Consider the following 14564-nt stretch of genomic DNA (forward strand, 5'->3'; position numbering starts at 1 on the left):
CCATAAATCGAGTAGGAGGAGGCGCCTAGCCTCCGACCTCTCACACCACCGTACATACCGTTCGGTATACGGCGGTTCAGTTTAAGTCTGACGTAGTTTTGTATATCGTTCATATAGATTTACTAACCCTTGGTGGTGCCAATAAACATTATTAAGGGTTTTGTCTAGAATAGGACTATGCGCTATGCGCCAATAACCCTTTCTGCTATTTCCCCATTCATACGCTTTTCCAAATGGGGCGCCTAATCCTTTGAGTTTCCTCACTCTCGTTCTTGGCAATTTCCATTGCTTCCATAGGCACATCCTGAGTCTTCTTCGAATCCATGAATCTAAATTCTTCAAAACGTTCGGAGTATCAATGAGGGCGAAATAACCCATCCAACCTCTAAGGTATTGCTTTAACTTATTTATTCGGAGTTTCATGGGTTTCGGTAATTTTCTCGAGGTCATTTCCCTGATTCGTTTCTTTACTCTCTTCACCGTTTGTTTAGCCAGTAGAACCTTCGGGTTCTTCTTTGACTTCGTGAAACTAAAACCGAGAAACGTTCTGTTCCAAGGGCGATCATACTTCGACTTCTCGTAGTTGACCTTTAGCTTCAGTTTATTTTCAATGAAGCTTGAGATATTTCCCATTGCACGTTTGGCGGCTTTTCGTGTCTTCACAAAGATAGTACTGTCATCCGCATACCTTACGAATCGAAGATTGCGTTTCTCTAGTTCTTTATCTAAATCGTCTAACATGATATTAGATAATAAAGGACTTAACGGACCTCCTTGCGGAGTTCCCTCCTCACTTTTATGAAAAAGTCCGCCTATCATAATGCCTGCTTGAAGGAATCTACGAATCAGTTTGAGAACTCGTTTATCTTCAATTTTCCGCTCTAACATTCCCATGAGCTTGTCATGATTCACTTTATCGAAGAACTTCTCCAAGTCCATATCCACTACCCATGTATAACCTTCGGTTATATAGGACTTTGCCTTTCGAACCGCCTGGTGCCCTTGTTTGTTAGGGCGAAAACCATAGCTATTCTCCGAAAAGGTTGAGTCATATATCCTGGTTAATATTTGGGCAATGGCTTGTTGAATGAAACGGTCTAGAACGGTTGGAATACCCAATAGCCGAACTCCGCCGTTTGGTTTCGGGATTTCGATACGACGGACGGGCTGCGGTTGATAGGTACCCTGTAAAAGGGCAGTTTTCATGTTGTACCATTCAGTTGCGAGGTGCGGTCTCAGGTTTTGAACCGGCATTCCATCTACACCATGGCTTCCCTTATTTCTTTCTACACGCTTCAATGCCTGTATTAAGTTTTCCCTCTCTAGTATCTGTTCCATTAACATCGTTGATATCCTTTCTACGTGGATAAATGGTCTATTTGTGCCTTTATCTGCTCCACCCTTTTGAAGTTCCCCGTGTATTCACCACTTCTTCCTTCAAATAAGTTCCGTTAGGAATTGTTTGCTTCTTCGCAGATAACGAACGCCTAGTATTCATCCTCCTTAATCTGTTCGGTCCTTCCTTATCTTCTCGAGTAGACAAGTACTATGACCTCTGCTGACTTCTGATGATTCAGCTGTCCATCACTGGACAGGTTACCAAGTGTACTTGGCTGTCATCAGACCTCCCCGGGTAAGAGTGCAATCTTTCCCTCCATCTATCTGCTTCATTTACTCTGTACCACCTTCGGCAGTAAGGACTTTGTTTTGTTTCGCAAACTCATCCAATGATACCTAGCCTTATATGAAGTTCGTGTTCCTCAGACCGGAGGTTTGCCGCTTGCTTCCTTCAGATTCCACGTCACCATGGACACCCTTGCATTAAGCTAACCATTACTACTGCCTTCATGGTTCGGGACTCACACCCTATAGATTGCACCCATGCCGGGCGCACGAAAAAGAGCTGCCATAAAGACAGCTCCGATCTTGAGCTAACGCACCCGTTAGTAATTTTTTTTACTATAAAATATAACTACCTTCCTCTTTAGCTCGTATAATGCAAGCACTGATGATATGTTCTAACACATACATTTTTCTGCATGAAAAAGCCGACTGCTTTTAAAAAAACAATCGGCTATATAGGCTTTTATTTTGTTTGATTATTACGCATTTACTGCTTTACGTGCCTGACTTGCATGTAATTTTTTCATTGCAAATCTTGCTATCGGCTGTGCGATCAAAGCTTCAACCCAAAATGCGATGAAAAAGTTACGTGGCCAATCATAAAAGAACGTTTGAATCGACTCCAAACTAATTTCTCTCATGCCAATCCAAGAACCGATAACTGTCAGCAAAATGGACAGGATGGTTACGCTAAATAATATCGTGAATAATACTCTTGCATTAAAACCGTCCGTAGGTTCAGTAAACTTTTGTACGAGTTTATTAACAATTGGATTTGCAACAAGTGTTACCAATAAAATGACACAAATCCATACAAACGGAATTACTTGTAAGGTTTCAAAATACACTTCTTTACTGAATCCAAATTTAAATCCCATAATAAGAGGTGCGATAATGTTAACTGAAAGTATTGATATGATCGCTAAGAATAATACAAATTCTTTTCCGTTTCGCGGTAATCTTGTTTCCTCGTGCATATTGATCATCTCCATTAAAAATATTTCAGATGGCAGACGTATCATGAGACATATATTTTTGGTCAATAAAAAAGACCAATATCTCTACACACTGATATAACAATATTAGCACGCTTTTCAAATGTATTTCAAGGCTTAATCTGGACCTTATTCAACTAACCTGCCCAGTTTGTTCCATAATAAAAGGAGCCCCTGATAATGAAGTAAAGCACCCGTTAGTTGAAGAATACAGCTCAATTTTATCCCAATATATAGGAGACAACCTAATAGAATGACGGTTTTTCAAAATCACTATTGGGTTCGCTGACTCCTAAACTTTCGCATTTTGTGTTATCAGCAAGGTCTCAAAAATAAATTAAAAGAAATTAACAGAAAAGAAAAAGGCAGCCAAGTAAATTGGCTGTCTCTTTTTTTATCTTTCAAACCGTCCAAAATGTGTATTTTCTCGATTAATAAGTGTATCTCCAAGAATGATTCTGCCCATAAGTCTCTCATGGTCGGAATTGAAACGTTCTCTAAAGTTTGTAGCTTCCTCTATTGTTGGTATATTATCACCACGCCTAGAACGTTCTTCTCCATCAAAGCCAGGGCCACCATCAATCATTACAGATCTGTCAACTTTATCGTTGTCTTCATTCTTATCAGTAGGATAATTAGTTGGGTCTCTACGTGTATCAAGGTTCTCGGCATTATTTAATGGATCATTATAATCTTGTGGCATATGATTCACTCCTTCGCTTATATTATCTGCTGATGGCATTAATCTATTCGCTAACGATTGGAACCTTCTAAATAAAAGGCCATGTTTTAAAATCGTGTCGAAAATTAAGCAATTTTCAAGAATAATGCATAAGCATTTGAAGGTCTTAGTGAATAGGTTACATAAGCCATTGTGAGGTTATCACACCACTTAATAAACTCAAATTGTGAAAATCTGTTTTCTTTTCTACATACGGTATTTAACAAGTTCTTTAAGTTTTCGGACGAGAATGGAAAATCTATAGTAGTGGTTTCATTCCAGTTCCAATTCATATAAACATCCCCTATTATCAACTGTAATTACTTACTATCCTCATCACCTTCTACTCTCTAATTTAACATTTTCTTATACAACTGATATGAACGAAACTGTCAACCCACCACACCCAAATGTTTTTAAATGGTGTTTCATTCAGCTATGAATAGAGTTATTCCTTGTTCAACTTATAAACCAAATATCCTTTCGGATTTAGCTTGTCAAGGGCGTACTTTCCCTTGATAAGCTAAATCGAAATGGATACAATTCTAAAAGTTGAACAAGGATAACCTTAAAAACTTGGCACGAAGGCAAAAACGTTGACGGTGGTATACAAACTGATATGCGTGGGTTGGTTACCACATTTCACTCCATCCGTCACGGAGCTGCCTCGGACTAACGGCGCACGTTCAGTTCCTAGACCTAGTGCATAGTTGCACATGAGGGTTCTCCTTCCCGGGGGTTTGCCTTCGAGCCAAATCTTCAATTCTAAATCACAAAATTATGATTCGATAAAATCATTTATTACATAATCTTACTTTCGATCTACTTAAGCAACATTCGATACACTTACTTGCTTATCCTCAATGGCACAACCGATAGCCCAAATAAAACCAAGTAATTCTCTGGCTACTGCAACAACAGCTACTTTTCCACCTTTTCCTTTAGCAGAGATGCGATGATATTTCATATGAAGACGGTGTTGAGCTTTCCAAGCAATACGTTTTGCCTCTGGATCTTGACCTTCTTGACGTTTAAGCAATTCACCTTTAAGAGATGGTCGATGGCGATAAGACCAACAAACTTCTACTATGGAACGACGAATTTGGGAGTTTCCGGTTTTCGTAATGGAACCTTGCCAACGACTAGACCCACTCGAGTATTCCTTTGGAACAAGTCCAGCATAGGACATCAGTTGTCTTGGGTTTGAAAAGCGAGAAAACTGTCCAATTTCAGCTACCAAAGTAACAGCTGTGACTTCTGCGACTCCTCTTAATGTTTGAAGAGCTTGAATTACCGGAGCATGTTCACTTTGAAGGGCTTCTTCATGAATTTGAGCTTCGATACGTTTCATACGATCTTCAACTTCATTGATTGCATGAAGATATTCTTGAAAAACAATACGTTGAGAAGCTCTTTCAAATGTTAATCGTTTTAACCATTCACGATGTTTTACGGACCAATTTCTAACTCCTTGCGGAGGACGTATTCCATGGCGAAGTAAGAAGTGAACAAGTCTCTGGCGAGAACTTTGTAAATCCTCACGAGCATCATGACGAGCACGAATTAAGTCTCTCAATGCTTCATGATCTTCATCTGGAACCCATACAGAAGTAAGCTCTCCAGCGCGAAGTAGCTGAGCTAATCTAATAGAATCTCTTTTATCTGTTTTTACACGATCGCCCGATCGCTTTGGAATAAGGGAGGGTGCGACAACCATACAATCAATGTCCATAGATAGAAGAAATCGATAAATTCCATACCCAGAAGATCCTGCTTCATAACATACTAATAGGCTTTCAGGCTTCCCTAACTTTTTCATCAATTTGCGAATATCCTCTGGTTTATTTTGAATAGTTCCATGAAATCTAGGTTCACCACGACCAGAATCAGCAATCGCAACAGCAATTGAATCTTTAGATACGTCTAAACCAACAAATTTTTGAACATCCTTCATAATATAGGCTCCTTTTCGTGTGTAGCTCTACACTTGGTTTTTTATTTTTGGTAGTAACATTATGACCAAGTGCAATCTACGTTAAGCGATGGGAGCCGTTTTCGTTCATTATGACTAACCTGCCCCGTTTGTTGCATAAGAAAAGGAGCTGCTGATCAGCTCCTGGTAATGAAGTAAAGCACCTGTTAGTTGAAGAAATCATATCCTTGCTTAGTTTCTCAAATATATGACACTGTCTCTTATTTCTACTTGAAAATTTAAATCATCCTTAATATTAAGCATATAACCAACATCTTTATTATTCTCAGATTCAAAAGATATACCATATCCATTATTCTCAGGATAACCATATAAATAGCAGACCACTTTTCCATCTTTTAAAAATACAATTTGATTCATTCCTTCATTTACAGTTTCGCTAATAGTATCCCATTTATAACCTACCGTTTCATATATATGATCTTTCGGGGTATATGGTGGAAAGGAATATACTACATCCCAGTTAAACGGTGTTACTTCTAATAAATTTATTGTTTCAACGGAATGTCCAATTGATAACACTTCTTCTTTTAACAACACTTCGTTTACATCCCATAAATCTTTCTTTAATAGCTTTATAAAGATAGCTATACATATTATACCCAAAGCAATAATCAATACTGTCTTTTTAGATTTCATAACTATACTCCACCTTGAACAGCAACCTTCCTAACGAATATTTCACTTCATTATAACAATTATTCCCAAAATGAATATGTATTCTTAATGAACTAACCTGCCCCAATAGTTGCATAAAGAAAAAGCTGCCTTAAAGACAGCTCCGATCTTCAGCTAACGCACCCGTTAATTTAAGTACATTTCTTCACAAACTTGTTCTTTATGAAAAAGTTCAAAAATTTCTATTGCTGATATGCCACTTGAATACATGGAAATACGAAAAAATCATTGCATATGCAAAAATGAAATTAGGAAAGAATTTAAACGACTAAACGCTCTTGTTGAAAATTATCAACACCAATTGCTCGAACTTTACCTTCTCGATATAATTCTTCCATAGCCCGCCAAGCACCATAGTAATCATTATATGGTTGGTGAATCACATATAAATCAATATAATCTAGCCCTAAACGTCCAATGAATTTTGAAAACCTCTTTTTGCCCCTGCATAATTAGTATCTGTTATCAATAACTTAGTCGTAATGAATAACTCTTCACGTGGCACACTACTTCTTTTAATCGCCCTTCCTACGGTTTCTCTTTTTTTTAGACAACAATAAATAGGCAGCCCATTTTTTTTGTCCATATAGGACACTAACCCCTCTTTGTACATAACCTGAAAGGGTAAACACAAAGGGAGGATTTCTTGAATGTATAACTATAATTACGCTTTTAACCCTTATAATGTGCCTTATTATATAGACGGAGAACGAATACCGGGCCCGGGCGGTGGTCAATGGGATGGACATGGCGGCGGTCATGGTGGTGGTCAATGGGATGGACATGGCGGCGGTCATGGTGGTGGTCATTGGGACGGACACGGTGGTGGTCATGGTGGCGGTCATTGGGACGGACACGGTGGTGGTCATGGTGGCGGTCATTGGGACGGACACGGTGGTGGTCATGGTGGCGGACATTGGGAACACGGGCAATGGGTTCCACGCTGTAGGAGAGTATGGGTTCATGGATTTGGTTGGACTTGGATTTGTAGGTGATGAAAAAAAGACAGCATATTGCTGTCTCTTTTTTTCGCTTTTTCTTCGTATTGTACATTTCTTAAATTAACTTTAATCACCAGTAAATTTACATTTATTGAAGTGTTACAATTATTATGAGGTGTTTTGAAATGTTTATATCACCAATGTTATTACACAAATCTAATCATCCTTTCGATGATGATTCATATATAACTGAGCTTAAGTTATCTAGACCTAATTATAAAAAACCTAAATAAATAAAGGAGAGTACATATTAGCCATGTATATACTCCCCTTTTTTCTTTTACTGAACTAAAGCACCCGTTAGTTCTATAAGACTTTTTGAGAGTTGACACAAACTGTGTAATAAAAAAGACGTTTAAAACGTCTTGAAAAATTATTTGCGTTTCTTATTTTCACGCATGCAAAAGATAACAATCTTTGTTATCCCTGGTTCATAACTGTATTCATTTCTACTTACTATGTAACCCCATCCATTAAGAATCAAAGTATCCCCTTCTTTCGGGATAAATATAAAGCCATCTGATGTGATTGGTTCAGGAAAAAGATACTTATCATCAGCCAAATCAAAATACAATAGTTCTGTTTTCATATTCTCACCTCAACTATTACTACGTTTTGGTAGTGATCAAAGTTTCATTATTTACTGCACAGTTCGAATAAACTATGCTTCATGAACTAACCTGCCCCGATAGTTCCATAAGGAAAAAACTTCCTTAAAGACAGTTCCGATCTTAAGCTACGCACCCGTTAGCTTAATAAGAAAAAAACACCTTAGTTGGCATTTTTCGGCACAGTAAATATGCTGGTTTATGAACTTTCAATTGAGATTTTCTTCATTAATCGTTTTAATTTATCTTCCGTAGCAGTTCCCTCTACTGGTGTATAGATACTACACCTTAAGTCCATGTCCCCCTGGACTTGGAGAGAAGTTAAATTAAACAGCATCTTTCCGGCTTTAGCATGTCTAAATTCAATCATCATTTCTGGAGCTTTACTCACTTGACTTTCTTGCCATAAAGATTGAAATTCCGGGTGAGAATCGCTCATTTCTTTAATAAATAGGTTATACCATTCATCCCCTAAGTAGTGACCATAATAGGCACGGAAAATGGAAAGAAACCCCTTAACGAAATGCTCCCAATTCACAGCTAATGCTTTTAATTCTTTTCTTGTAAATACTAGGTTGATCAAATTTCGTTGATCATCTGGAAGTTGTTCAAAATCTAAAAATACATGTGCTGCAGCATCGTTCCAGCCTACAATATGACAATGTCGATCTGTAATGATAGTAGGACAGTACATCAACTCGGCTAAAATTCTTTCCAAAGAAGGACTGAGTTTTGGCTGATCCTTCTTTCGATCAATAATGGGTGATTTCACTTCTAAAGCTAAATCATATAGATACTCTCGTTCATCATTATTTAATTGTAGAGCTGTAGATATACAATCCAATACACTTGTAGAGACCTTTATATCCCGGCCTTGCTCCAGCCACGTATACCAAGTAGTGCTAACTCCCGCCAAATGTGCAACTTCTTCTCTTCGTAAGCCAGGTGTTCTTCTCCGTGTACCAGCAGGTATACCGATAGATTCAGGCTTTATTTGGGATCGCTTCGTTTTTAAAAATGAAGACAAAGCGTCAAGTCTGTTTTTATCATCCATTTCTAAAACCTCCATCATAACATTTAACCTAGTAGTTATTATACCAGGATAAACACTCACTTGTAATAGGATAACCCCGAAGTATAATACAAGTATACTATTCATTTGGAGTGATGAAAAATGGAAAGAGTCGTTATTACCGGAATGGGAGTAGTCTCTCCTATTGGAAACAACGTAGAAAAATTTTGGAGAAATCTGACTGAAGGGAAGTCGGGAATTTCCTCTATTGATACATTTGACGTAAGCAATCATAAAGCAAAAATTGCAGGAATCGTTCGTGATTTCAATGCAGATGATACTTTAGGAAAAAATGAGGCCCGACGTCTAGACCGCTTTTCTCAATTTGCTTTGGCAGCCGCTGAACAAGCTTGGACTGATTCCCATTTAAATATGGATGATATCAATCTAGAAAGACTTGGCGTATATGTTGGTTCGGGGATAGGAGGAATCGAAACATTCATTGAGAATGTGGATACTCTGCGGACGAAAGGTCCTAGACGAGTTAGTCCAACCTTGGTGCCAGCCATGATTTCAAATGCAGCTGCAGCTCAAATTAGTATAAGATGGAACGCAATGGGACCTACTATGTCACCTGTTTCCGCTTGTGCGATTGGAAATACCGCTATAGGTGAAGCATTCAGACTTATTCGCTATGGGGAAGCAGATGCCGTTTTTGCAGGAGGAGCAGAGGCAGCTATAACAGATTTATCTTTGGCTAGTTTTGGTAATGCTACAGCATTATCAACGAGAAACGATAATCCAACTAAAGCCAGTCGTCCTTTTGATGTAAATCGAGATGGATTTGTCATGTCAGAAGGAGCAGGAATTTTAATTTTGGAATCTTTGTCTCACGCTTTACGTAGAAATGCAAAAATTCATGCTGAGGTCATAGGGTATGGCGCCAGTTCTGATGCCTATCATATGGTAGCTACACACCCAGAAGGTAAAGGAGCCTATCTTGCAATGAAAATGGCATTGAAGAATGCAAAAATTTCTCCTGAAGAGATTGATGTTATTAGCGCCCATGCAACAAGTACAGAAGTGGGCGATCGATCTGAGACACTGGCCATTAAAAAACTATTTGAATCAAAAGCTTATCAAATCCCAATAACAGCTAATAAATCCATGCTTGGTCACATGTTAGGAGCAGCTGGAGGCGTGGAAGCAATTGCTTTGGCAAAAAGTTTAAAGGAAGGAATTATTCCTCCAACCATCAACTTAGAAAAGCCTGATTCATTATGTGATTTAGATTATGTACCAGGTGTTGCTCGTAAAGTGAAAATAAGTACTGGTCTATCCAATTCATTTGGTTTTGGAGGTCATAATGCAGCTATCGTTTTAAAAAAATACGAGTGAATTAACTTTCGCTCGTATTTTTTAAATTAAAATAAAAGATCCTCCAGAGTACCTTTAGTTAGTTACCATAATGAGTCTTATTAAATTAAATACGAAAAAGCCCCTTTTTCTTCTCTTAAGGGCTTTTTTCTTGTTCATAAAAGTGTACTTTTACGAATGGCAGCAACAATGCTATACCGTCCATTTCGGAATTTTATATGTTAAGAGAATCCAACCTGAAAAGTAGTCGATCTCCTCGACGTTAAGGAATCGACTTTTTTTACTTCCTCTTATAGAGCTAACGCACCCGTTAGTTCATTAAGAAAAGCGATTCTGGAATATAGAAAAAAAGAGGCCATCCTTTTTTGGACAGCCCCCTTTCCGCTAATTATAAAATTTCTAGTAGAGCTCGATATCATTATATTGGTCACTTCAGAATGTTACCATCTATACTTCAGAGAAGGTATCTCCAAAATGAATTGGCTTTCAATCTTTGAAAACTATGAGAATACTGCAATTTTACGTGCGATAGATTCTGTTAAACGAGATGCTACTTTTGGAACAGCCCATTTAATAATTGGTGTTAATACCGCACCAGATAATCCGCCTGCATGGATTTCCACCGTACAAGTCATTATTGTTTTACCATTAACATCTTCTGCAGTAAAGTGACCGCTTCCTGTAAAATTATCTGATAAACCTTTTAGTTCAAACTTAATATTTGAAGGTTCATTCCATTCGGTAATATCTACCTGCGCTTGTATTGTTTTTTTAATACCTTTCACACTACCTTCAAATGTCCAAATAGATTGCTTGTCATTTATGATTTCATGTTCTTTATAGGCTGGTACTGTCGTTGCCCATTTTTCGAGATCACTGACATAATCCCAAACTGCTTGTACATCTACTGGAACTACTACAGTATGCGTTCCCGTTGCCATTATGATCCCCACCTTCACTATGTATGAATTGTAACTTTACATTTCTACAAAATAATTATTACATAAAAAGCATAAATTTACATCACTAATTATACATAGCTTTCCTTCTTCCAATCCCCCAATTATTTGTAGAATCAAAATTTTCCAATCCTCCACAATCCGGCCCTTTAATGGAATAACAGGACTGACGTTTTTAAACGACTTTAATGTCACTTAACAGTATTCCTTATGGAACTTTCCTGCCCCTATAGTTTAAGTACATTCTTTCACAACCCCAATAGTGCAGAGCCTTTTGAGACACAATCCAATTACCTACAAAATAGAGTTCATACTGTCTCATATGACTTGTATCAGAATGCTCATCGTTGTAAATACGCATTTTCTGATGCTACCCCTTATTCAAGAATATGGCCCTAAAAGGAAAAATAAGCGCTTATCCTTGTTCCTGGATAGCGTCCTTTTATGGCATAACTTGAATTTATCCTCATTCTTAAAAATCTCAACTAACGCACTCCTTTCGTTTAATTACGCTCGTGCGGAAAGTGGTGCAATGCCTTATCAGATTCCCCGGCCTAATTGGGTACTAATGGACAGTTCTAATCATATTCTTATAAAAGAAAACAATAGGAAGGAGTGCAAAGTCAGTTGATAAAAGTTAAGGTTGGTTTACGGCCCATTGCAAGTAAGATAAATTTACCTACTGTTTTGAAAACAACTATACTTCCAGGTGACTCAATTGAAAGATTATTTATTGCAACCCAGGTAGGAGAGATCTTTTACATAGGAAACGGAGTTATAAGGACTTTTTTAGATATTCGCCCGCGAATCCTAAAACTAGGTGTTTCTGGTGGCGGATATGATGAACGGGGATTGCTGGGGCTAGCGTTTCATCCCGAATTTTATTATAACGGTCTGTTTTATCTTCATTATTCAGTAGCTGGAACACAAGGACCAGGTGCTCTTCGTGAATCTTTTAAGCCTGACCCGTGTGATCCTAGAACGTTAAACCTAAGGTGGATAAATAGAGAAACGCAATATGATCATATTGATACAATTGAAGAATGGATTTTACAATCGAATGGTCAACCCCGAAAACGACGGACATTACTTAACTTAAGAAGACCATTTTCAAATCATAATGGGGTCAATAGTTTAAACTTTTCACCTGAAACAGGAAAACTTGTTTTAACAACCGGAGATGGTGGATCAGGCTATGATCCATTTAACTTAAGCCAGGACGATCTAGAAATCGCTGGTAAAATAATTGAAATTGATGTAGGTAAGGATATATACATCAATAATCCACCCATTGTCACACGTTTTAATGAACTTCCCACAACTATTCAGGAAACGCTCATGGTAATGGCCAAAGGGGTTCGCAATATACCAGGCATTTCATTTCAAAAGTTTTATAATCAGTATATTAAATATGCGGGAAATGTCGGACAGGATTTGGTAGAGTCCATTTTTTCATTCGTTCATTATAAACCAATACCGGTTACTCAGCTTATTCAAGCTTCTTTAATAAATTCTGAACCTGACAAAGAAGAATTTATTAACTTTGGCTGGCGAGGTTGGGAAGGTGCTTTTCCTGCTTCGATTATAAGAGGCTGCACTGAAAATCCGACTTTGGATGAGAAAACAATTGCTTTTTACAATGAAGCAGTAACAATTTCAGGTAGTCGTCTTCAGCCATTAACTAGTTATTTTCATAAAGATACCAGACCCGATAAGTTTGGAGGAACTGCACTTACAGGAGTGCAAGCCTATATGGGGGAAAGTATCCCTGGTTTAACAGGAAGCGTTGTGTTTACCGACCTTGCCCGGAAAGAATCTCAACCTCAGGTTCGAGGGGCTTTAGCTTATACCATCGTAAGACCAAATGGTGAACAAAATGATTTTAGTGTGATACAAACCGATTATGAATTTGGGTCTCAATCAGCCTATTATGTTAGTTTGGGAACGAACCTCAATCAAACCAGATTATATTTAGCAGTTTATGGCTCCATGAAAGTGACTGATTTTAACCAAGGCACTGTTTTTGAAATAATTCCATGAATCATAACTATAAAATTCTACTTGATAAATCTCTACATGGATTTAAGTAATCGAAATTAAAACCAAGTGATGGAGAATCACTAAATTATAATCATTTTTAATCTTTTAAAAATGATTAAAGCAATTTCAACCCATAACCAGCTATAAATGAAAGCCAATAAAAAGCCAATTGTAAGAAATGAAAAGGAAACAGGGACGGCTGGACCTAAAACTGGAAAGTGAAAAATAAATATTAGACTCATAATTCCTAACATTAAAAGAATTGCACCAGTGGCAATAATACTTAATCTCTTCCTAAAAAAGTAAAAAGATGCCCCTATGCCAAGTCCTAACAACCCTGTTGTAAAAGGAAATACAATTAGTTCAGATGGCTGTATGATGAATAACAACATAATTGTCAGAAAGTAGGACATTACTCCAAATGGAATGGAAAACATGGAACATAACAGAATAGGTGCAGTGGCTAGCGGACTTAAAAAATATCCTATACCTGGTAAAAAGCCAGCAGCAGCCTGTAGAATAGCAGCAATACAGGCAAAGATAGACCCTAAAATGAGCTTCATCGTTTTTTTATGTTTATTGAATATTATTTGAGATAAACGAACCTCATCAGAAATAGGTTTAAAAAAATACACCTTTCCACCTCATTCTAAATGGTTTATACGTTACGATACATTGTATTACCATTTATTAGAGGTGGAACAATTATTAATAATTCAAACATCAATATCCTGTGTAATGAAAAACTTAATAAAAAATCTCTCTAAAACTTAACCGGTAATACAAAGGAAAGAACATCTTTGGAGGAAAGTTAGCTGTTATGAGGATGTCTGGGTAAAAAGTAATTTCCTTTGCCTATAAAAAAAACAAGGCCTTATAGGCCCTGCTTCTTATTTGACAATTACTTCTCCAACCATTCCTTCCTGGAAATGGTACCGGCATTTCAGTTCATATGTACCGGGCTGTTTAGGATTCACGGTAATGTTTTTTTCTGTACCTGGCTGGACCTCGGCGTCAATTCCGAGCTTTTCCACTGTGAAGGTGTGCTCTTTTGTACCTTTGTTTTTCAATATCAACGTTGTGGCTGTTCCATTCGGAATAGTGATGACTTTCGGATTAAAGAGATCATCGTTCAACTCGACCTCAATCGATTTTCCTGTCTCCATAGGCTGAGTTACAACCCCGGATTCGGCATATACGCCGAGTGAGCCTAGTGAAGTCACAACTACAACCATTGCAAGCACAACGACCAATCCTGTTACCCACTTTTTCACAGACATTCGCAATCCCTCCTTCCCTAACACTATTTTTTTCTAATTCATAAAATATTATTACTATTATTTGGTTGCAACGTGCTTTCAAATAATAAAGAAAAAGATCGACTCTAATGGCGATCTTCTGGAATCCATTCTTATGCAACTAAACTGCCCGTTACTTTAAGTACATTTTTACAATCTTATTTATTAAAATAAATATCTAAGTCTAATTCCATTATCTGGCCCGTTTGCTGAATAAGTGACTATTACTATCGAGTATTACCTATATTGTATTTTATCT

13 protein-coding genes and 1 pseudogene are annotated in these 14564 nt (G+C 37.6%); 3 read left to right on the plus strand and 11 right to left on the minus strand.

Going from position 1 to position 14564, the window contains the following annotated elements:
* Positions 1 to 81: 81 nt before the first annotated feature.
* The 6 genes and pseudogenes from ltrA to QUF78_RS23440 form a co-directional block, all read right to left on the minus strand.
* Entirely contained in the window at positions 82 to 1344 is a 1263-nt protein-coding gene (gene ltrA / locus QUF78_RS23415; RefSeq protein ID WP_289323229.1) for a group II intron reverse transcriptase/maturase, read from the minus strand.
* 758 nt (positions 1345 to 2102) lie between these two features.
* The gene (locus QUF78_RS23420) at positions 2103 to 2600 is read right to left on the minus strand and encodes a DUF2798 domain-containing protein (protein ID WP_289326582.1); all 498 of its coding nucleotides are present in this window, start codon (positions 2598 to 2600) and stop codon (positions 2103 to 2105) included.
* 412 nt (positions 2601 to 3012) lie between these two features.
* Complete coding sequence (locus QUF78_RS23425; protein WP_289326583.1) at positions 3013 to 3321, minus strand: hypothetical protein; 309 nt, start codon at positions 3319 to 3321, stop codon at positions 3013 to 3015.
* A gap of 844 nt (positions 3322 to 4165) precedes the next feature.
* Positions 4166 to 5293: an IS110 family RNA-guided transposase gene (locus QUF78_RS23430; protein ID WP_034306249.1), complete on the minus strand. Its 1128-nt coding sequence runs from the start codon at positions 5291 to 5293 to the stop codon at positions 4166 to 4168.
* Between the two features lie 210 nt (positions 5294 to 5503).
* Positions 5504 to 5971 (minus strand): hypothetical protein, encoded by a 468-nt coding sequence (locus tag QUF78_RS23435; RefSeq protein ID WP_289326584.1) that lies wholly within the window; start codon positions 5969 to 5971, stop codon positions 5504 to 5506.
* A 305-nt stretch (positions 5972 to 6276) separates the two neighbouring features.
* Positions 6277 to 6548, minus strand: a pseudogene (locus tag QUF78_RS23440) (aldo/keto reductase); the annotation flags it as partial.
* Between the two features lie 203 nt (positions 6549 to 6751).
* Here QUF78_RS23440 and QUF78_RS23445 point away from each other — a divergent pair.
* On the plus strand, positions 6752 to 7075 hold the full coding sequence (locus QUF78_RS23445; RefSeq protein WP_289326585.1) for a hypothetical protein: 324 nt from the start codon (positions 6752 to 6754) through the stop codon (positions 7073 to 7075).
* 309 nt (positions 7076 to 7384) lie between these two features.
* On the opposite strand, the gene QUF78_RS23450 is transcribed toward QUF78_RS23445, so the two are convergent.
* Together QUF78_RS23450 and QUF78_RS23455 are read right to left on the minus strand one after the other, a co-directional pair.
* Positions 7385 to 7600 carry a hypothetical protein gene (locus QUF78_RS23450; RefSeq protein ID WP_289326586.1) on the minus strand — a complete coding sequence of 72 codons (216 nt, stop codon included), beginning with the start codon at positions 7598 to 7600 and terminating at the stop codon, positions 7385 to 7387.
* Positions 7601 to 7818: 218 nt separating this feature from the next.
* On the minus strand, positions 7819 to 8673 hold the full coding sequence (locus QUF78_RS23455; RefSeq protein WP_289326587.1) for a helix-turn-helix transcriptional regulator: 855 nt from the start codon (positions 8671 to 8673) through the stop codon (positions 7819 to 7821).
* A 120-nt stretch (positions 8674 to 8793) separates the two neighbouring features.
* On the opposite strand from QUF78_RS23455, the gene fabF reads away from it, so the two are divergent.
* Positions 8794 to 10029, plus strand: a complete 1236-nt coding sequence (gene fabF, locus QUF78_RS23460) for a beta-ketoacyl-ACP synthase II (RefSeq protein ID WP_289326588.1) — start codon at positions 8794 to 8796, stop codon at positions 10027 to 10029.
* A 479-nt stretch (positions 10030 to 10508) separates the two neighbouring features.
* Here the strand turns inward: fabF and QUF78_RS23465 are convergent, their stop codons facing one another.
* Positions 10509 to 10949 (minus strand): SRPBCC family protein, encoded by a 441-nt coding sequence (locus QUF78_RS23465; RefSeq protein WP_053347531.1) that lies wholly within the window; start codon positions 10947 to 10949, stop codon positions 10509 to 10511.
* Positions 10950 to 11594: 645 nt separating this feature from the next.
* Here QUF78_RS23465 and QUF78_RS23470 point away from each other — a divergent pair.
* Positions 11595 to 13007: a PQQ-dependent sugar dehydrogenase gene (locus QUF78_RS23470; RefSeq protein WP_289326589.1), complete on the plus strand. Its 1413-nt coding sequence runs from the start codon at positions 11595 to 11597 to the stop codon at positions 13005 to 13007.
* Positions 13008 to 13087: 80 nt separating this feature from the next.
* Here the strand turns inward: QUF78_RS23470 and QUF78_RS23475 are convergent, their stop codons facing one another.
* Complete coding sequence (locus QUF78_RS23475) at positions 13088 to 13642, minus strand: hypothetical protein (RefSeq protein WP_289326590.1); 555 nt, start codon at positions 13640 to 13642, stop codon at positions 13088 to 13090.
* A gap of 255 nt (positions 13643 to 13897) precedes the next feature.
* Positions 13898 to 14287, minus strand: coding sequence for a cupredoxin domain-containing protein (locus tag QUF78_RS23480; protein WP_289326591.1), 390 nt, complete (start codon positions 14285 to 14287; stop codon positions 13898 to 13900).
* Positions 14288 to 14564 lie beyond the last annotated feature (277 nt).

It is taken from the genome of Peribacillus sp. ACCC06369 (assembly GCF_030348945.1).
Taxonomy (GTDB): Bacteria; Bacillota; Bacilli; order Bacillales; family DSM-1321; genus Peribacillus.